Annotated in this window: 15 protein-coding genes; 6 read left to right on the top strand and 9 right to left on the bottom strand. The window is 69.2% G+C overall.

Annotated features, from left to right (window positions below; translation table 11 throughout):
• Positions 1-77 precede the first annotated feature (77 nt).
• Both PFX91_RS16860 and PFX91_RS16855 read right to left on the bottom strand, forming a co-directional pair.
• A complete protein-coding gene (locus PFX91_RS16860; RefSeq protein WP_285732989.1) occupies positions 78-524 on the bottom strand; it encodes a RapZ C-terminal domain-containing protein in 447 nt (148 codons plus the stop codon).
• 677 nt (positions 525-1201) lie between these two features.
• On the bottom strand, positions 1202-2095 hold the full coding sequence (locus PFX91_RS16855) for an NADP-dependent oxidoreductase (RefSeq protein WP_285732987.1): 894 nt from the start codon (positions 2093-2095) through the stop codon (positions 1202-1204).
• 70 nt (positions 2096-2165) lie between these two features.
• Between PFX91_RS16855 and PFX91_RS16850 the strand changes: the two genes are divergently transcribed.
• Positions 2166-2753: a TetR/AcrR family transcriptional regulator gene (locus PFX91_RS16850; RefSeq protein ID WP_285732985.1), complete on the top strand. Its 588-nt coding sequence runs from the start codon at positions 2166-2168 to the stop codon at positions 2751-2753.
• A gap of 171 nt (positions 2754-2924) precedes the next feature.
• Positions 2925-3341, top strand: coding sequence for a hypothetical protein (locus PFX91_RS16845; RefSeq protein WP_285732983.1), 417 nt, complete (start codon positions 2925-2927; stop codon positions 3339-3341).
• Positions 3342-3857: 516 nt separating this feature from the next.
• Here PFX91_RS16845 and PFX91_RS16840 read toward each other — a convergent pair.
• Positions 3858-4400, bottom strand: a complete 543-nt coding sequence (locus PFX91_RS16840) for a GNAT family N-acetyltransferase (RefSeq protein WP_285732981.1) — start codon at positions 4398-4400, stop codon at positions 3858-3860.
• 244 nt (positions 4401-4644) lie between these two features.
• Positions 4645-5628, bottom strand: a complete 984-nt coding sequence (locus PFX91_RS16835) for a GlxA family transcriptional regulator (protein ID WP_285732978.1) — start codon at positions 5626-5628, stop codon at positions 4645-4647.
• A gap of 102 nt (positions 5629-5730) precedes the next feature.
• Here PFX91_RS16835 and PFX91_RS16830 point away from each other — a divergent pair, with 102 nt between their 5' ends.
• Complete coding sequence (locus PFX91_RS16830) at positions 5731-6369, top strand: HD domain-containing protein (RefSeq protein ID WP_285732976.1); 639 nt, start codon at positions 5731-5733, stop codon at positions 6367-6369.
• 647 nt (positions 6370-7016) lie between these two features.
• Positions 7017-7799 (top strand): putative protein N(5)-glutamine methyltransferase, encoded by a 783-nt coding sequence (locus PFX91_RS16825; protein ID WP_285732974.1) that lies wholly within the window; start codon positions 7017-7019, stop codon positions 7797-7799.
• A gap of 19 nt (positions 7800-7818) precedes the next feature.
• On the opposite strand, the gene PFX91_RS16820 is transcribed toward PFX91_RS16825, so the two are convergent.
• A complete protein-coding gene (locus PFX91_RS16820) occupies positions 7819-8439 on the bottom strand; it encodes a class I SAM-dependent methyltransferase (protein ID WP_285732972.1) in 621 nt (206 codons plus the stop codon).
• A 25-nt stretch (positions 8440-8464) separates the two neighbouring features.
• A complete protein-coding gene (locus PFX91_RS16815) occupies positions 8465-9448 on the bottom strand; it encodes an NAD(P)/FAD-dependent oxidoreductase (RefSeq protein ID WP_285732969.1) in 984 nt (327 codons plus the stop codon).
• A 79-nt stretch (positions 9449-9527) separates the two neighbouring features.
• Here PFX91_RS16815 and PFX91_RS16810 point away from each other — a divergent pair, with 79 nt between their 5' ends.
• Positions 9528-10124, top strand: a complete 597-nt coding sequence (locus tag PFX91_RS16810; protein WP_285732968.1) for a helix-turn-helix domain-containing protein — start codon at positions 9528-9530, stop codon at positions 10122-10124.
• 60 nt (positions 10125-10184) lie between these two features.
• Here PFX91_RS16810 and PFX91_RS16805 read toward each other — a convergent pair whose 3' ends face one another.
• Positions 10185-11189 (bottom strand): DUF2804 domain-containing protein, encoded by a 1005-nt coding sequence (locus PFX91_RS16805; protein ID WP_285732966.1) that lies wholly within the window; start codon positions 11187-11189, stop codon positions 10185-10187.
• 519 nt (positions 11190-11708) lie between these two features.
• Between PFX91_RS16805 and PFX91_RS16800 the strand changes: the two genes are divergently transcribed.
• Complete coding sequence (locus tag PFX91_RS16800) at positions 11709-12449, top strand: VOC family protein (protein WP_285732964.1); 741 nt, start codon at positions 11709-11711, stop codon at positions 12447-12449.
• 260 nt (positions 12450-12709) lie between these two features.
• Here PFX91_RS16800 and PFX91_RS16795 read toward each other — a convergent pair whose 3' ends face one another.
• Complete coding sequence (locus tag PFX91_RS16795; RefSeq protein ID WP_285732962.1) at positions 12710-18172, bottom strand: ATP-binding protein; 5463 nt, start codon at positions 18170-18172, stop codon at positions 12710-12712.
• A 198-nt stretch (positions 18173-18370) separates the two neighbouring features.
• The gene (locus tag PFX91_RS16790) at positions 18371-19096 is read right to left on the bottom strand and encodes a Mut7-C RNAse domain-containing protein (protein ID WP_285732959.1); all 726 of its coding nucleotides are present in this window, start codon (positions 19094-19096) and stop codon (positions 18371-18373) included.
• Positions 19097-19151 lie beyond the last annotated feature (55 nt).

Below are 19151 nucleotides of genomic sequence, written 5' to 3'. Positions count from 1 at the left end.
GGGTTCGGTGAAGGCATCGTCGTCGCTGATGTGGGCGTGGAGGGTCATTCGGTGAAACCTCGGCGCCTGCTCGGTCCTTAGAGCGCATCTTCTTCGGAGCCTTGGTGGTCCGGCGGTGTTCCTTTGTCGCTCTTGTCCTCACCGCTGTGGTCGTGGGTGCCTTTGGGCAGGTCGCGGTGGATCAGGTCGACGGTGTGGCCGCGTTCGCGCAGCAGTTCGGCCACCTGGTGGGCCACGGTGGGGGCGCGGTGTTCTCCGCCGGTGCAGCCCACGGCCAGGATCACGTCGTCGGTGCCCGGTCCGGTCGTCATGGCATCGACGGCCGCGGTCAGCGCCTGGATCAGGGCTTGGATGCCGGAGGTCGCCAGGACGTGCTCGCGCACCCGGGTGTCGGGGAAGGTCAGGTGTGCTGGTAGGTGCGGGGCGGGGTTGAGGAAGTGGTCGCGAAGGTCGGCGACCAGGTGGGCGTCGGCGGGGGCGTCGTCGTGGGAGTAGCCGAAGCTGAGGATGTGGACGACCTGCATGAGGGTTCCTTTCCGTGGTCGTGGGCGGGTGGGGTCCTCACCTGGGTGTTCTTCCTACCAGTGCGGGCCCATGGTCGGCCTACGGGTGTGGGGCGGCCTCGTGTCCTTGTGCGTGGGCTTTTCGTCGGTCATGAGGTGAGTGGCGATGACGGTCCAGGTTGGGTCCCAAGGCAGGAGGTTCTCGGTGTTCTTCTGCCCCGGGTGGTGAAAGGTCGGGGCGCTGTCCGCGGCGGCCGGAGCACTCTTGTGGGAACGGTGGGACGTTCGTGTCGCCAGGGTATGACTCTGTGTGCCGGCGCTCGTTCGTGTTGGAGGCGTCGACGCGTCGGCGAGGGGCCACGTGTCCATACAGCCTGGGCTGTACCCATCTCGTTTTCCTCAGGCGTCGACCAGGGGTTCTGCTCGCCGCCAACGAAACTCCGACCTCCCCCACCCTCGTTGTCGCACTCCCTGTCCTCACCTCCGATAAGGCCCACTTATCGGAGGTGAGGATTCCGGGGTTTTCCGGCGGGGTTTCGTTTGCGGCTCTTTGATTACGTTACTGCTTAACGTAATTGTCAAACGTTATTAGGTGGAGGGCGATGGAGGCACGGTCTCAGTCTGCTCGGACCGCGCGGTGATGAGGCGGCGGATTCGCCACCGGGTCCGGGGTGGGGGCTTCGCGTGGGGAGAACGTCTCAGACGAGGATGACCCGGCGTCCGCGTGTGTGGCCGGCCTGGCTGTCGATGTGCGCCACCGCGGCGTCGGCGAGTGTGTACGACTTCGCGATGGGGATGTGGAGTCCTCCCCGTGCGATGAGGTCGACGGTCTGGGCGAGAGCTCGGGGCATGCTCCCGGCCAGGTTGGAGAAGTGGGCGCCGAGCCTGGGCGCGTCGGGGTCGGCGATGGAGACCACCTTGCGTGGGTCCCCGGTCAGCTCGACGAGCGCGCCGATCACGCCCGAGCCGGCCAGGTCCAGGGCGGCGTCGACGTGGCCGAGTCGGCGCACCCGCTCGACCCAGCCTTCGTCGTAGGTGGTGGCCAGGGCTCCCAGGCCGCGCAGATAGTCCTGGTTGGCGGCTCCGGCCGTGCCGATCACGGTGATGCCGCGGTCGCGGGCGATCTGTAGTACCGCGGAGCCCACTCCTCCGGAGGCGCCGATGGTCAGCAGTGTCTGGCCGGGCCGGACACCGACCTGGTCGAGGATGCGTAGTGCGGTCTCCATCACGGAGGGGTATCCGGCGGCCTCTGCGAAGGTCAGGTTCTGGGGCATAGGGGCCCAGGCCGACAGGACGGCGAACTCGGCGTAGGTGTTGGAGCCTTCGCCGAACACGTGGTCGCCGATCTGGACTCCTTCCACGTCCTCGCCGATCTCGTCCACCACCCCGGAGGCGTCCTGTCCGACTCCGGTGGGCAGTGTGATCGGGGCGAGGTCGCGGAACTGGCCTTCGCGGATCCTCCAGTCGACGGGGTTGACGCCCGCCGCTCGCACGGCGATGCGTATCCGGCCAGGGCCTGGGTGGGGTTCTGCGGCGTCGATGAGGTGGAGGACGTCGGGGCCGCCGAACTCGGCGAAGCTCACTTTCTTCATGCGACCGAACCTAACACTAACGGTTAGTGTTTTGCATCGAGTGTGATTTTGTACCTGATAGTGTGAAGCTATGACCGTGATGCCCGGACGCCGTGAACGCAAGAAGGCCGCGACCCGTCGGAAGATCGCCGATGCCGCCCTAGGACTCTTCCTGGAGCGCGGATACGACGCGGTGGGCATCCGTGACGTGGCCGCCGAAGCCGATGTCGCCGTCACCACGCTCTTCTCCCACTTCGCCTCGAAAGAGGCTTTGGTGTTCGAGCAGGATCAGGACTTCGAACGGCGCCTGGTCGGGGCGGCCACCGAGCGGGGCCCGCACGAGCCGCTCATTCCCGCGCTGCGCCGGGAGATCCATGCGCTGGTGCGGCACTGCACGACGGAGGAAGCCGCACCGATCTGGCGCATGGTCGACCAAACGCCTTCCCTGAGGGAGTACGAGGAGTCGATGAGGATGCGCCACGCGGATGCGCTGGCGCGGGCCATCGCCGCAGACCTTGGCCTGACACAGACCACGACGGTCTGTCGGGCGGTCGCCAGGTTCGTGGTCGAGGCTTTCTCCCTGGCCCGGGAGGCGGCCGATCCGCCGACCGCGGTGGAGGAGGTCTTTACGATGATCGAGGCCGCGTGGGAGGCCGCCCGTCCTTGTGCGCAGGGGTGAGGAGCTTTTCCCAAGGTGTCGGTCCCCACGGCCTTCGCGCAGCGCATCGTCGCGCGAGGGATCCGGCGCTGTCGGAGCGGGGCCTTGAACGGTTCGCCCCGAGTGGCTTCGCGGTCGCTCCAGGGCCACGCACACCCGGGCGGGCCCTTTTGGCCGGTCTATGATCGCGGGATGACCCAACAGGACCAAGACCGGGGACAGGACCAAGACCGGGGAGCCGACGCGGAGCTTGCGATGGAGGCCGCGCGCAAGGCCACGGCCTGGATCTTGACCGAAGGCCCCCTGACGCAGAGTCAGGGCTGGACGCTCGTCTCCTTACAGCGGCCGGAATCAGGGCATGAGGAGGCGCACGTGTGGAAGCAGGTGAGATCCTGGGCCCGACGCCTGTCCGAGGCGGCCGAGCAGGAAGGGCAGGGCGTTGGGGAGGTTGTCGACGACGCGGTACTGACCATGCGCGGCTGGTTGGAGGAGGCCCTGCGCTACGCCGCCGAGTACGGGGAACCTGAGGAGTATGCCGCTGTGCGCACCCGGCTGCGCGACTTCATCGACACGCATGGGCAGACCGGCCTCGTCCCCGCCTCCGACTGAGCGCCCCCGTGACGGTTTTTCGGAGCAAGGGGCCCGAAATCGCCGCGCCTGCCTTCGACAGCGGTTCCTGCTGATCCCGATCTAACGCGAAAATCCCTCCGTGGCGCGAGGGTGGGCGTTCGTCGCTCCCTCGTCCCGGGCTGTTCCAGGGCCGGTGGTGGGGTCTGTGGTGCTCCACCGCGTCGCCGGTGTGGGGGTGGGACGGCTCCCCTTCTGCCTGCTGGGAAAGGTTCGTGCGAACCGGGGGATGCGGGAGGTGGGGTCGATGGCCGTGCTCACGGTCGTCGTCGATGTGCTCGTCGAGGATCGCGCCCACCTGCCTTCCAGGGTCGATCCCAGGCCCTTGAACGCAGGGAAGGGACTGAGGCGGTGTGAGAGCAAGCACCGTGGGGCAGGTTCCGGTCAGCTTGTGGGAAGAGGTGTCCGCAAGCGGACCGCGAGGGGTTTTCGCTCGGCTCCTGGTGGGTGGGCCGTGCTCGCCTGCGTGTGCTTTTTCGGGGACGCTGCCGCTGAGGGTCAAAAGACGTGCGGTCTCCGCCGGGTCGGGGGTGTCAGAGCCAGGTGGAACCGGGTGTAGGTGGCAAACTCCGCGACGGGGACGAATCCGAGTCGGCGGAGCAAGGCGACGCTGGGGTCGTTGCCATGGGTGACGCCGGCGAACATGTCCGTGGCGCCAAGGACGGTGGAGGAGCTTGCGATGAGTGCGGCGCAGGCCGCGCTCGCCCGGCCTTGCCCGGTGGCGGTCCGGGCGAGCCAGTAGCCCAGGCTGTAACGGGGCGGGGCCACGGCGATGACGCTGACCTGGCCCACCAGGGTGTCGTGTAGCCGTATGCCGTAGGCGCGTTCCCTTCCTTCGAGGTGGGCCAGGGCCTTCTCGATCTTTGCGGTGGATGCCTCGACCTGGTCGGTGAAGTCGCCATGGCGGGTCAGATGAGCGCGGTTGGCGTGCAGGAGAGCTCTGTAGTCGGCGGAGTCGGCGGGGGTGAGCAGGCGCAGGGACACCTCGGGCATCGGCGTGGGCAACGTCTTCGGCAGAGCGTCGAGGCAAGAGCGGACCATGTCGGCCACGGTAGACAGGTCCGGGTCTTGCGGGCCACGGAATATGGCCTGCGGACGGGCCGCTCGTGGGCGGGAGTTCGGCCACCAGGGGCGTAGAGGTTTCAGGTCTGCCTGTTGTCGGCGGCGGAGGGAACACCGTGATCGCCGTGCGAGGGTCTTTGGCTCGTCGTCGTTGTCGGCGGCCCGGTGATTCGGGCGGGGTCGTTTCCCCTGTCGTCCGCGCCGCCCTGCCCGAGGCCAAAGGCTATGTGTGTGGGGCGCCTTCTTTCCCTGCGCTCGTCGTGCCGGTGGTGGCGAAGCGTTGGCGGTGGACGGTGGGGGTGATGCCGAGGTGGCGGAGAAAGGCGCGGCGGAGGTTCTCGTCGCTGCCGAATCCGCTGTGCTGGGCCGCTGAGGTGACGCTGTGCCCGTCCAGGAGGAGTTGTTGGGCGCGGTCCAGACGGATCCGTTCGACCCAGCGGGCGGGGGTGGTGCCCAGTTCGGAGCGGAACAGCCGGGTCAGGTGGCGGGGGCTGACGGCCGCGGTGCGGGCCATGGAGGGCAGGTCGTGCTCGCCGGCCGGGTCGTTCAGGACGGAGTTGATCAGGGTGCGCAGCAGGTCGTTGCGTGCGGGTGGGGTGGTGGCCGTGGTGAACTGTGACTGTCCGCCCGGGCGTTGGAGGAAGACCACCAGTTCGCGTGCGATGTGGCGGGCCGTGTCGGCTCCGTGGTCGTTCTCGACCAGGGCCAGTGCCAGGTCGATGCCCGCGGTGATACCGGCGGAGGTGACGAATCGTCCGTCTTGGACGTGGATGGCGTCTGGTTGGACGTGGATGCGGGGGTGGCGGCGGGCGAGAGTGGTGGCGTGCCGCCAGTGGGTGGTCGCGCGGCGTTCGTCCAGCAGGCCGAGTCCGGCCAGGAGGAAGGCGCCGGTGCACACCGAGGCGACCCGTGTGGCCTGTGCGGCCACGGTGCGGGTCGCTTCCAGCAGTTCTGTGTCCGGGGGGTGTTCGGTCAGGCGGTCGCCTCCGGCGATGAGCACGGTGTCGAAGCGGCCGGCCCAGGCCGCCGCGACGGTACCGCTCAGCGGTATTCCGGTGGAGGTCTGGACCTGGCCTCCGTGGGGGGAGAGCAGGGTCAGGTCGTAGGGGTGGCCGCGACGGTCGGCCTGATGCAGGACTTCGGCGGGGCCGGTGACGTCCAGCATGGTCACCCCGTCGAACACGAGGAAGCCCACACGGTGTGTCATGTCTGGATCTGTGGTTTTTCTGTCAGAAAGGACATGGCGCCATGGTACTCACCTGGTGACACTGGGGATCAGACGGTCCAGGAGAGAAGACGGGGAGATGGAGTGAGCGAGTCGATCGCGGGTGTGCGGATTCCGGACAGTGCTCTGGCGCGGGAGGCGACCGAGTTGGTCCGGGAGGCGGCTTCGCCGTTGTTGTTCGATCATTCTCGGCGTGTGTTCGTGTGGGGGGCGTTGCGTGGGGAGCAGGAGGGGATCGAGTTCGATCCGGAGTTGCTGTACGTGGGGGCGATGTTCCACGACTTGGGGTTGACCGAGCGGTTCCGTCGTACCGACCAGCGTTTCGAGATCGACGGCGCCGACGAGGCGCGGCGGTTCCTGCGCTCCCATGGTGTGAGCGATGAGGGGGCCGACCGGGTCTGGACGGCGATCGCCCTGCACACCACTCCGGAGATTCCGCTGCACATGGCTGCGGAGATCGCCCTGGTCACCAGGGGAGTGGAGTTGGACGTGCTGGGCATCGGCTACCACGCGGTCTCCGATGCCCAGCGTGCGGCCGTGGTGGAGGCCCATCCTCGGCCGAACTTCAAGGAGCAGATCCTGGCCGCGTTCACCGAGGGCATCAAGGATCGCCCTGAGACCACGTTCGGCAACGTCAAGGCCGACGTGTTGGCGCATTATGTGCCGGGGTTCGTCCGCGGTGACTTCGTGGAGGTCGTCAAGAATTCCGACTGGCCCGAATAGTCGGGGTTCATCGGTTGTGGTCGGTCGTGCCGTCGTCGTGTTCACGGTGGCGGCACGATCACTGTCTCCGGGGCTTCGGTGGGTCCTGAACACGGTCTTGGTGTCGGGTCTTTCGTCCTGGCTCGTCGGGGAAGTCGTTCGCTCGGTCTTCCCGGGTGTGCCCGTGCGCGCCCACCTTCGCGGCGTGGTCGAGCGCGGGGTCACGCAGGCCCGGGTGTGCCCGTGCGCTCCGCCGGAGGGCCTTGCCGCTGTCACGTGCCGTTGTCATTCGTTTCGCCTTGGTCGCCGGTCCTGGCACAGAGCGGGCTCGGTCGAAAGCGACGGTCGTCGAACGTGGGTCCGAGCGCCCGCCCTCGGGAGGATGGGCACGCCTGTCGTTCCTGCGGGACGGGAGGGCGGGATGACCCTGCGCAGGGGCATGAGGGTGGGCAGGAGAACCGCTCCGAGCGTGTGGAGGCAAGGAGATCCTTGCGGTGTTCGCACGGCCGGCCGCGCTCTGGTGCGTATAGTTGTTGCCTCGCACGTGGAGGCCAAGGAGGTGGGGCCGATCACCACGGTCGCAGACCGGGTGCTCCCCTTCGTGGTCGCTTTCCCCGTACGGGGGTAGGTGGGAGCGGGAGCGCCCCCGGGCATCCTGGAAGGCTCCCTTGTCACCTGTATCGTCGCCGCTGTCCGCCGCCGTCGCTCGTCTGCGTCGGGCGGGGTGTGTGTTCGCCGAGGAGGAGGCGGAGTTGATCGCCGCCGCCGCGCACACTCGGCGTGAGTTCTTTCGCCTGGTGGACCTTCGGGTCGGTGGTGTCCCCCTGGAGCACATGCTGGGTTGGACGTGTTTTCGCGGTCTGCGTCTGGTGGTGGAGCCGGGGGTGTTCGTTCCCCGTCCGCGTACGGAGTTCCTCGCCGAGCGGGCGCTGGCCCTGACCCGTCCCGGCGCGGTGGTGTTGGACCTGTGTTGTGGCACCGGTGCCCTGGGAGCCGTACTCGCCGGCGAGCGCCGGGTGGTGGAACTGCACGCCGCCGACATCGACGCGGCCAGTGTGCGTTGCGCGCGTCGTAACCTCGCCCCTTTCGGCGGGCGGGTCCATCAGGGGGATCTGTTCTCGCCTTTGCCCGGGTCCCTGTACGGGCGTGTGGAGGTGCTGGTGGCCAACGTGCCCTATGTCCCCACCGAGGAGATCGCGTTGTTGCCCGTCGAGGCGCGTGAGCATGAGGCGCGGGTGGCGTTGGACGGTGGTGGGGACGGGCTCGACGTCGTGCGCAGGGTCGCCGCCCAGGCCCGTGGGTGGTTGGCGCCGGGTGGTCGTCTGCTGGTGGAGGCCCACCCCGGTCAGGTCGCTGCGGCGATGCGTGCTTTTGTCCGGGGTGGGTTGTCCGCCGACTCGGTGGTCTGTGAGCAGACGGGCACGTGGGTGGTGAGGGGAAGGAAGGGTTGACCTCCTTCCCTGGTCCTTGTCAGTGTCTGCGCGCTTGCAGGATGCCGTCGTGCAGGGTGATCCGGTGACCGTCGGGTGCGGTGACCGTGCGGGTGCGGGTCTTGGCCAGGATCACCCGCCACTGTCGAGGGTCCAAGAGCTCGGCGAGTTCCTCGACTCGGATGTGGGATCCGGGGGCCGGTTCGTGCGAGTGGTCTCCTTCCTGCTGGGGTGCGTGGCCCACGATCAGCAGGGTGCCGCCGCTTACGACCGCCTGGGACAGGCTGTCCAGCAGTGCCCGGTCCGAGGTGGTCGTGTGCACGTAGTGGGAGTAGACCAGGTCGAAGTGTTCCTTGGTCGGTGGTGAGGAGGTCAGGTCGGCCCGGACCCATTCCACGTGGCCGGTGAGTGCGGCAGACAGGGCGTCGGCGTGCTCACGGGCGCGGTCCAGGGCGGTCTGGGCGATGTCCACCGCCGTGACCTGCCAGCCCTGGGAGGCCAGCCACAGGGCGTTGGCTCCCTCTCCGCTTCCGGCGTCCAGTGCTCTTGCCGGTGTCAGGTGTTGGGCGGTGGCCACCAGGTGCGGGTGTGGAGGGTGCGGGTGGGAGGCGGGCCGGTGGTAGTGCTCTTGCCAGAAGGCCGCGTCGAAGGTGTGGGACACCGGGGTTCTCCTTGTCGAGGGTGTGTCACCGCTCCGCCGCAGAGGCGGCGGCGAGCGCGGCGCGGTGGGCGGTCACGGCCAGTCGGGTCTGGGCGGTGATCAGGTCGGCGTTGATCTGGGCCGCCGCCGCGGCGCCCGCGGCAGCGGCGGCGCCGACCTGGGCGGACATGTCGGTGATGTTGCCGGCGACCCACACGCCGGGGACGTCGCTGCGGCCGGTGGCGTCGCAGGCGATGTACTGGCCCATGCCCGAGGGGTGGGGGGTGGTGTGCAGGCCCAGTGGGGACAGGAAGGCGGCGCGTGCCACCATGTGCGTGGCCACCGCGATGATCTGGCGGGGGACCACGGTGCCGTTGTGCAGGCGTACCCCCCTGATGTGGCCGTCGGTGGTCTCCAGTGCGGCCACCTCGCCGTCGACCATGGTGATGCCGCGGGCGGTCAGTTGTTCGGCCTCCTCCGGGGTCGGCGGTGCCATGGTGTGGGTGAAGAAGGTGATGTCGGCGCTCCACTGGCGGAACAGCAGGGCCTGGTGCACCGACATGGGGGAGGTGGCCAGCACGCCGATGGCCTGGTCGCGGACCTCCCAGCCGTGGCAGTAGGGGCAGTGCACCACGTCGTGTCCCCACTGGTGTCGCAGTCCGGGGATGTCGGGCAGTTCGTCGACCAGTCCGGTGGTCACCAGCAGGCGGCGTGCGCGGGTGGTGCGGTCGTCGGCCAGTTCCACGGTGAATCCGTCGTCGTGGCGGAAGGCGGCTCGGACCTGGCCGGTGATCAGGTGGGCGCCGTAGCCGCGTGCCTCGTCTTGGCCGCGGCGGAGCAGTTCGGTGGGTGGCATGCCTTCGCGGGCCAGGAGTCCGTGGACGCCCGTGGCGGGGGCGTTGCGTGGTCTGCCGTCGTCGATGACCGCCACGGTGCGTCGTGCTCGGGCCAGTGTCAGTGCCCCGTTCAGTCCTGCCGCGCCGCCGCCGATGACCACCACGTCGTAGTCGTTGTCCAGTCGATCCGTCATCACGATCACCTCCATGTCCACTGTGCGACCCACCCCGCCAAAGGCGCAAAGATTTTTGCCGTTATGGCAAAGTGGGGGGATGGAAGGTGATCTTGAGCGGACACTGGAGGCGGTGGGGCCCCGGTTGCGGGCGTTGCGCCGACAGCGTGGGAGCACGTTGGACGCCTTGGCGGAGGCGACCGGTATCTCGGTGAGCACCCTGTCCCGGTTGGAGTCGGGTGCGCGTCGGCCGACGCTGGAGCTGTTGCTTCGGCTGGCCAGGGCGCACGGGGTGAGCCTGGACGAGCTGGTGGACGCCCCCGCCACCGGGGATCCGCGTGTGCACCTGCGTCCGGTCGTCCGTGGCGGCATGACGGTGGTGCCCTTGACCCGCAGGGCCGGGGGGATCCAGGCCTACAAGCTGGTGATCCCGGCAAGTGAGACCCCGGCGCGGCCCGATCCGCAGACCCATGAGGGTTATGAGTGGCTCTACGTCCTCAACGGGAGGTTGCGGATGGTTCTGGGGGAGCAGGATGTGGTGTTGGTGCCCGGGGAGGCGGCCGAGTTCGACACCCGGGTGCCGCACTGGTTCGGTGCGGCCGGTCCGGAGCCGGTGGAGTTCCTCAGCCTGTTCGGGGCCCAGGGGGAACGTGTGCACCTGCGTGCCCGCCCCAGGGATCGACGCTCGCCCAGGTGAGGCGGGGGCGGGGCGGGTGCCCGGCACGCCGGTGTGCGGTACGTGCCGGGCGCAGGGGTCTCACCAGCGCATGTGGACGTGTTCGGCGAAACCGAGTAGGCCGTCCACGTCGAGGGCATCGCCCTGGTCGGGGCGGATCGTGCCGGTGTAGTGGCCGAAGAGTTGGTGGGTGTCGTTGACGATCACCGCGGCGTTGGTGCGGTCGACGCGTTCGTGGAAGGGGGTGAACACCACGTCGACCCGGTCGGAGTGGGGGGTGCGTATCCGCCAGGGCCTGTGGGGGTCGTGGGGGTCGTAGTCCCAGTGCAGTTCCTCGCCGATCTTGGTCAGGTGTCCGTCCACGCACAGGGCGTTCTCGGTCAGGCCGGTGCCCTTGGTCCACTGGCCGCCGAACTGTAGTCCGACGGTGTGGCCGTCGGTGCGGCCCGAGGCGGCGCCCCAGTTCCATCGGGTGTCGTAGGGCCACCTGCCGCGGCCGTGGTCCAGTACGCCCCAGGCGTCGGTGAAGTCCAGGGTCCTGTCGCCCAGACGCACCGTGCCCCGGGCGGGGCGGGCGGTGTGCTTGGAGGTGTACTGGAAGCGGTCGGCGCTCCAGGGGATGACCACGTTCATGCTCTGGTGGTCTTGGGGCAGGTCGACGGTCAGGTCGGCGAAGAGCCGCCCTTGGGGGGTGTGGCAGGAGAAGTGGAGTCGGGTGGCCTTGTCGGTGTCGTGGATGAGGGCGCGGATGGGGCCGAGTGCGGCGCTGGGTCCGGTGGCGAGGCTGTCGGGTAGGCGGACGCCGTGGGCGAGTGGGCGCAGGGCGGTGCGAGTGATCTCCTGTTGTCCGTATTCCAGCAGGTAGACGCTGGTCAGTCCGAGGTAGTCGATGTCGGCGACGGTGAGGGCGACAAGGTGAGTGGGGGTGGTGATGCACCAGTACTCCCACTTCTTGCGTCGTCCCCAGCCGGGCATCGCGCAGTGGTGCAGTGGGGTGCGAGACCAGCCCACGGCCTCGGGGTTGAGTCGGCCCTGGGGTGTGCACAGGTCGACGGGCGCGGTGATCTCCCGCTCGTGTGTTGGCATGGGTTGCAGCATAGGGCCGTGGGAGGGGGAAACCGGGTGATGTGTGCCGGGGCGGGTCGGGGTGAGGCGGCGGGACAGGAGACCTTCCACCTGCGCCTGCACGTCTTTCCCCGTTTGGCGGGTGCCTCCTTTTCGGTGCACGCTCTGTGAGGGGAGGCCGACCGCGTTGAGTTGGACGTCCACGCCGGTAGGGTGCGTGCCCCGCTGTGACAGGGGGGACTCGACGCCGGCTCCGAGTCCCGCCCCTTGAACCCCGGGTGTTCGGGAGTTGGCACGTGTGATCGAGCGGACGGTCCCGGGCCGCGGTGGTCCTGCTCGTGCGTGGTGTGGGTCTTTGGTCTGTGACACCGCCAGGCCGCCGGCGATCTCCGCTCGGTCGTAAGGCGAGGGGGTCGGCCTTGGAGCCGTCATGGGGAGATGTTCCGCGCACAAGGCGCGTGCGGCCGACCGGAGCGGACCCGTCTTCGGCCGAGGAAAACGGGTGGCCGTGGTGCTTGGCGCGGATCTAGGCTCGACGCCATGGCTTTACGACTCGTGCAGATCGCGATGAACGCCCAGGATGAGATCGCCCTGGGCCGTTTCTGGGGGCAGGTGCTGGGGTGGCGGACCTCCAGCGAGGGACCCGGTGTGATCAATGTGGAACCCGAGGGTTTGTTGGGCTATCCCGACCCCGCCGCGCTCTACGTCGATGTTCTTCGTGTGCCCGAGGCCAAGACGGTGCGCAACCGTGTGCGCGTGGACCTGGCCACCACCTCCACGGACCACCAGGTGGAGGTGGTCGCGCGTGTGAGGGGCCTCGGTGCGACTCTCCTCGGCCGGGGTGAGGGCGAGGCCGGGGGGACGCACCTGGCCGACCCGGAGGGCAACGAGTTCCGTGTGTTGGAGCCTCGGTCGCCGTACCGGAACACCGGCCCGATCGCCGCGGTGGTGGTCGACTGTGCGGATCCGCGGGCCATGGCCCGGTTCTGGGGGCGGGCCACGGACTGGGCCGTGCACGAGGTGACCGACGCCCACGCTCTGCTGCGGTCCGGTGAGGGGGTGGGGCCGTATCTGGAGTTCGTCCGCTCTGATGAGGCCAGGACCGTGAAGAACCGTGTTCACCTGGATCTTCGTCCCTACCCCGGTGACGATCAGGCGGTGGAGGTGGAGCGGCTGCGTGCCCTTGGCGCCACCGACGTCGACCTGGGGCAGGGTGATGTGCCGTGGACGGTCCTGGCTGACCCGGAGGGCAACGAGTTCTGTGTTCTGACCCCCGCCTGAGGTCGGGCTCGGTCGTCCCTTGAGGTGAGGGACGCCCCCGCCCTCGTCGAACGCCCGGTGCCCGCACCGCCCCGGGGGCGGGAGGAGGCCCGTCAGTGCCGTGGTGATCCTCCTCCGCGCCTGGAAGCGCAGTGGAACGTGGTGGGGGCACGGCCGGTTCTCCACCGCAAGGTGTGTCGGTCCCGTCAAGGGCCTCAAAGGGCGCGGCCGGCACGTGAAGAACGTGCCGGCCGCGCCCTTTGAGGTGTGGTGCGGTGGTGTCAGCGCCGGTGGGCCTTGATGGCCTCGATGACGCGCGGGCGCAGTTCGGCGGCGCTGACGACGGCGTCGACCGAGCCGACTTGGACCGCGCGCTGGATGTCGTGCACGCCGTCGAACTCCGCGGCCACCTCGCTGAGCTTGTCCGCGCGCACCGTCGAGCGCAGCTCCTCCAGTTCGGCGGCCAAAGCGGCGCGTTCGGTACCGGTGGCGGCCGCGATGCGGTCCTGCATGTGGCTGATGCGCGGGTCGGAGGCGGTGCGGGTGTTGACCTCGCCGGAGAAGACCACCGCGGCGGCGGGGGCCCCTCCCAGCACCGAGGCGTAGGAACCCTCCAGGGCGAGCACGGTCATGTTCGGGTTCAGTGCCTTGGAGAAGACCACGAACGCGCCTCCGTGGTAGCGCGAGATCACGCAGAACACGATGGGGCCGCGGAAGTTGACGATCGCGCGGCCGATCTCGGCGCCGTACTCCAGTTGCAGCTTGCGCATCGACTCGGGGGAGCCGTCGAAGCCCGACAGGTTCGCCAGGACCACCAGGGGCCGGTTGCCGCTGGCGGCGTTGATCGCCCGGGCGGCCTTCTTCGACGACTGCGGGAACAGGGTGCCGGCGGTGTAGGTGTCGGGTCCGTCGGTGGGTGGGAAGCCGTGCCTGGGCACCGGGCGTGACTCGATGCCCAGCAGGCACACCGGTGTGCCGCCCAGGTGGGCGTCCTGCACCACCGCGGTCTCGGCGTCGGCCATGCCCGCCCAGCGTTCCAGTACCGGGTGGTCCTGGTCGGACAGGGCCCGCATGACGGTTCGGATGTCGAACGGTTTCTTGCGGTCGGGGTTGGCCTGGGCGGAGAAGATCTGGCCGACGGTGGTGAAGTCGCTGTCGGCCATGGTGTGCGGGAAGTCGCGGATGTCACGGTCGACGGGGTCGGTGGTGGTGGTCGGCCGTGGCGCGTCCTCGCCGGGGGCGATGTAGGTGTGCTCGTAGTGGGACATCAGGACGTCCCGGGCCGAGACCAGGTCGGGGGCCCAGTACTGGGCCTGGCCGTTGGGTCCCATGACCCGGTCGTAGCCGCCGATGCCGAAGTTGTCCTCGGCCGACACCCCTCCGGAGAAGTCCAGGGACTGTTTTCCGGTGAGGACCATCGCCGAGTCCGGGGTCATGACCAGGATGCCCTTGGTGTGCATGAGCATGGTCGCTTCGGCGTTCCAGTAGGGCTGGGCGCCGACGTTGATGCCGGCGACCACGATGTTGATCTCGCCGCCGTCCTGGGTGAACTCGACGATGCGTTTGAGCGCCGCGGCCACCCAGTCCATGTTCTCGGTGCCCGACTCCATGGAGATGCGGGCTCCGGAGGAGAGCGTGTACCACTCCAGGGGCACCCGCATCCGCTCGGCCAGGTCCAGTGCGGCGATCACGCGGCGGCACTCCGGTTCCGACAGTGCGCCCAGGGACTTGGTGGGGTCGCCCAACAGGACCACCCGGGTGATGCCCTGGGGGTGGCGTGGGGTGGGGGTGGTGACCACACCGGCGACGATCGCGGCGGTGTTGGCTCCCTTGGGCCGGTCGACGGGGACCAGGGTGTGGGTCTGGTCGAGGTCGTACTCGGTGAAGTCACCGAGCATGGGCGTCAGCTCGTAGGGGTAGACGGTGTTGCGGCTACGTGCGCGCAGCACCTTGAGCCGGTAGGCGTCGATGGGCTCGACGGGGTCGGCGGTGGGTTCGCCGATGGTCAGTTCGGCGTGGCCGGTGACGCCGAAGGAGACCCGCACGGCGATCTTGGTCAGCTCGCCGGTGTCCTGGTCGCGTCGGCGGCCGATGAACTCGATCTCCTCCAGGCCGGCGTCCGTGGTCATGGGCAGGACGCGTTGGGCGAAGGTTTGGAGTTCTTCGGCGGTGATGGAGCTGGGCGGCCAGACGTAGAGCACGATCCGGTTGGTGCTGAAGCGTTTCTTGGCGGGTTGTCGGGACTGTGCGCGGCGGAGGGAGTCCAGGCAGGCGGCCAGCGTGCCCTCGGCCGTGGGCAGGGCGATGAGCCTGCCGGTGTGGTCGCGTAGCTCGGTCAGGTCACGGACCTGGGCGAAGGCGACGAGGCGGTCGTCGGAGGGGTTGTCCCGGGCCACGCACTGGAAGAGGTAGACCTCCTCGTCGGAGGAGGGAAGGCGGGTCAGGTCGAACTTTTGGAGCCGCTCCATCTGCATGCGTTGGGCGATGTGCGGGTGCAGGCCGCGGATCAGCCGGTCCTCGGCCATGCCGGTGGGGCAGGGGCGGAAGGTGAAGTGGTGGTGCATCACCGCGCCGTCCCTGCCCGCGACGGTGGTGGTGAGTCGGCGTACTCCCGTGGGGAGGGGGTGTCGGTTGATGGTCTGCTGCAAGGCGTCGGCCATCGCGTCGAAGTCCTCGGGCTGGTCGTCCCAGGCCAGGTAGACGTCGGCGTCGAGGGCGTCATGGCCTTGGGCCAGTTGCGTCAGCGCGCGCAGGGCCTGGTCCAGGGCCTGGAAGCGCACCGCGCAGGAGGCCACGCTGACGTCGGTGCGTTCGGTGACCACGAAGGTGCAACCCGCGGTCGTGTCGGTGCGGATGCCGGTGAGTCCCTTGTTGCCGTAGTAGCGGCGGGTGAGGACTTCCAGCATGACCGTGTTGTCCAGGTCGTGGCGGACCAGGCGTTGGCCGAGCAGGCGCACCAGGGGTTCGGTGCTGCGGACCATCTCGTGGATGCGTTCGGCGCGGTCGGGTGCGTCGGGGTGGGCGTCCAGGTGCTGGAGGTGTTTGCGTACGCCCGCGTAGACGCGGGCGCGGTTACGGCGCAGCAGAGGTTGGGCGAACCAGGCGAACACCACGCCGCGTGCCAGGTCGGCGATGGCGGGGAAACGGATCTGGGTGGCGGCGATGAGCCGTTCCAGGGTCAGTCCCGCGGGTTCGTGCAGTGTTTCGTTGGGCGGGGGTTCGCTCAGCCAGGTGCGCAGGAGTGCGCTGATGACCGTGGCGTCGGTGGAGGCGCGTTGTTGGGCCAGGAAGATGCGGAACACCGCGGCTTCGAGTTCGGGGGAGCGTTCCAGGTCGGTGACGCCGTAGTGGGCCAGTGCCCTGGCGAGTTTGTCCTGGAAGGACTGGGGGAGTCGGGCCCGTTCGACGTCCAGGCTCTGGAGGTAGGTGTGGAAGTACTCGCGTGCGCTGTGGACGTGGCTGGTGTCCTCTTCGGTCTCCTCGCCCGCGGGCCGGTTGCGGCTCAGTTCGGCCAGGTCGGCGAACACCTGGAGCAGGTCCAGTTCCCGGTCCAGGGGCCGGTGGTCGCTGTCGACGGCCGCGCGGCGGGCGTTGAGGTAGTCGTCCAGGGTGCGGTGTTCGTCGTGGGGGTCGACGTCATAGCCCAGCAGCAGGCTGCGCAGGTCCTCCTGTCCGCGGGTGAGTCGTTTGCGGGCGGGGTCCTGTCCGGGGGGTCGGGGCAGGTCCAGTTCGATGCTCTGGACGGTGGCGGTGTCCTCGTCCTCGGTGTCGGCCAGGGGTTCCAGGCGCAGCATCGGGGCGCCGGTCTCCACCTGGCTGCCCACGGACACGGTGCATTCCTTCAGTCGTGCCTTGAAGGGTGCGCGCAGTACCGTCTCGGTCTTCATGCTCTCCAGGACCAGTACGGGGGCGCCCGCCTCGACCTCGTCGCCGACCTTCAGGGGTGTGGCGACCACGAGTGCGGGCACGGGGGAGCGGACGACGCCGCCCTCGTCGCGGCTGATGCGGTGGGTGACGCCGTCGACCTCGACCAGGTGGGTGGGGCCGTGGGTGTCGGTGAGCAGACGGTGGGGGGTGCCGTTGACGGTGATCTGGCCGGTGTGGCGGTCGAAGCGGTCCAGTTCGACGTCGGCGGTGTGGACGTCCTGGCCGGCCTGGATGGCGACGCGGAAGCGGTGCGCGCCGATGCGTGCCACGCGCACGCGGTAGCCGGCGCCGCGCAGTTTCAGGTCCAGGGGGCGGCCGCTCTCGTGCTGGGCCTGGGGGCGGCCTCCGAAGGCGGTGGACAGCAGTCGCCGGCGTTCGAGGCGTTCCTCCTCCTCGTAGGCCTCGATGGCTGCGGCGGCCAGTGCGGTGGCCGAGTGCCGGTGGGAGACGAGCCCGCCTTGGCCTCGGACGCGGTCGATCCAGCCGGTGTCGGCGACGGCGTCGATCACTTCGGGCTGGTCGAGCAGGTCCATGACGAAGCTCTTGTTGGTGGCGCCGCCCTCGATGACCACGGTGGTCTGGGCCATGGCCCGACGCAGTCGGCCCAGGGCCTCCTCGCGGTCGCGTCCGTGGGCGATGATCTTGGCGATCATGGAGTCGAAGTCGGCGGGGATGGTGTCGCCTTCGTTGACGCCGGTGTCCACGCGGATGCCCGGTCCTGTGGGCAGGTCCAGTCGTGCGATGCGGCCCGGGGAGGGTGCGAAGTCGCGGTCGGGGTCCTCGGCGTTGAGGCGGGCCTCGATGGCGTGTCCGCGTTCGCGGGGTGGTTCGCCTTGGAGTTTGCCGCCGGCGGCCACGTGCAGTTGTGCCTTGACCAGGTCGAAGCCGGTGGTGGCCTCGGTGATGGGGTGTTCGACCTGTAGGCGGGTGTTGACCTCCAAGAACGCGAACAGTTCCTCACCGGGGTGGTAGAGGAACTCCACGGTGGCGGCGCCGCGGTAGCCCACGGCCAGGGCCAGTCGTTCGGCCGAGGCCTTGAGTTCGTCCGCCTGTTGGGGGGTCAGGACGGGGGAGGCCGATTCCTCGATGATCTTCTGGTTGCGGCGTTGTACGGAGCAGTCGCGTACTCCCAGGGCCCAGGCGGTCCCCTTGCCGTCGGCGATCACCTGGACCTCGACGTGGCGGGCGCCGGTGACCAGGCGTTCGAGGAAGACGACGCCGCTGCCGAAGGCGCGTGCGGCCTCTTGGCTGGTGCGTTCGTAGGCTTCGGCGAGTTCGGTGGCGTCGTTGATCACGCGGATGCCTCGGCCGCCGCCGCCCGCGGTCGCCTTCAACATCAGCGGGTAGCCGATCTGCTCCGCCGATTCCAGGGCTTGGTCCAGGGTGTGGACGGCGCCGCGGCTCCAGGGGGCGACCGGCACCCCGACCTCTTCGGCGATGAGTTTGGCGCCGATCTTGTCGCCGAGCTTGCGCATCGCTTCGGGGTGGGGGCCGATGAAGGTGACTCCGATGTTCTCGCACAGTTCGGCGAAGGCCGGGTCCTCGGCGACGAAGCCCCAGCCGACCCAGGCCGCGTCGGCCCGGGTGTGGACCAGGGCGCGTTCCAGCGCCTTCAGGTCGAGGTAGGGGCGCTCAGAGGCGGGGCCGAGGTCGTAGGTGAGGTCCGCTTCGCGGACGAAGGCGGCCGTGCGGTCGACGTCGGTGTGCAGGGCGACGGTCTCGATCCGTGTCCCGGTCTGCGCGGCGATGTCCCGTACGGCGTGGATGAGCCGCATGGCGGCCTCACCACGGTTGACGATGGCGATGCGACTGAACACCCGGTCGAGCCCTTTCTGTAGACACAACGATGTGCGGGCCGGGACGTGACGGTCCTCGGCAGGTTCCACTCTTTCGTTTTCTCGTCGGGCACGCCATGTCGTAGCCAACGCATGCCGGACGGTTTCTGTTGTGGAGAATGACCAAAAGCCCTCGCCCGGGTACGGGTGGTGATGGTGTGTGCGCGGGTGGTGGCGGGGTCAGTGGGCGGGCACCAGTTCCCGGGCTTGGTGCACGATCTTCTCCAGGTGCGCGTGGTGGGCTCCGGGCCAGTACACCCCAGCGCAGTGGGTGCAGCGTGTGAAGGTGCTCTGGGTGGCGCGGGTTCCCGGGGGCAGCCGGTCCTGGACCTGGTCCTTGGCCACGGGTTCCAGTGTGCCGTTGCAGGCGGGGCAGCGGGTGAACGGGTGCAGGTCGGGGGCGAAGCGTGCCAGTACCTCGCGCAGTTGCGCGTCGGGGTGGTCGGCTCTGACATGGCCGCCCGCGCGCAGGTTCCTGCGGCACAACAGGGCGCGGTCGCGGGTCAGCAGCAGGCGTTGTTCGTCGTTGGCCTGGTGCAGGAGCGCGTCGTCGTCGCGGTCGTTGTGGTAGGCGGTGTCCACTCCCAGCAGGCGTAGGCGTCGGGCCAGGGTGCCCAGGTGGACGTCCAGGACGAAGCGCACCTGGTCGAAGGCGGGGGGTTGGGGCCATCGCACGGCCAGGACGTGGAGGGTCTGGCCTGGGGCGGGGCGGTGGGAGGGGTGGACGGGTCGGCCGTCGGCGTGCAGGGCGCCGACCTCGGTCAACGGGACGCCCAGTGACTGGACGATGTGGCCCAGGGTCGCGGTGGGGTCGTGCTCCACGTCCACGGTCGCGTGTCGGCGGCGTGGAGGCAGGAAGAAGCGCAGTTCGGGTTCGACGTGCACTTGCAGCGTGGTCCGTCCCATTCTTCCAGCATGCCACGGGGGCGCGGTTCGGCCGGTGGGGTCCGCGTCCGGGTCT

The organism is Nocardiopsis sp. ATB16-24, assembly GCF_030271535.1.
Lineage (GTDB): Bacteria > Actinomycetota > Actinomycetes > Streptosporangiales > Streptosporangiaceae > Nocardiopsis.
Note: the sequence above shows the minus strand (reverse complement) of the source record. Positions and strands in the feature narration are given on the sequence as shown.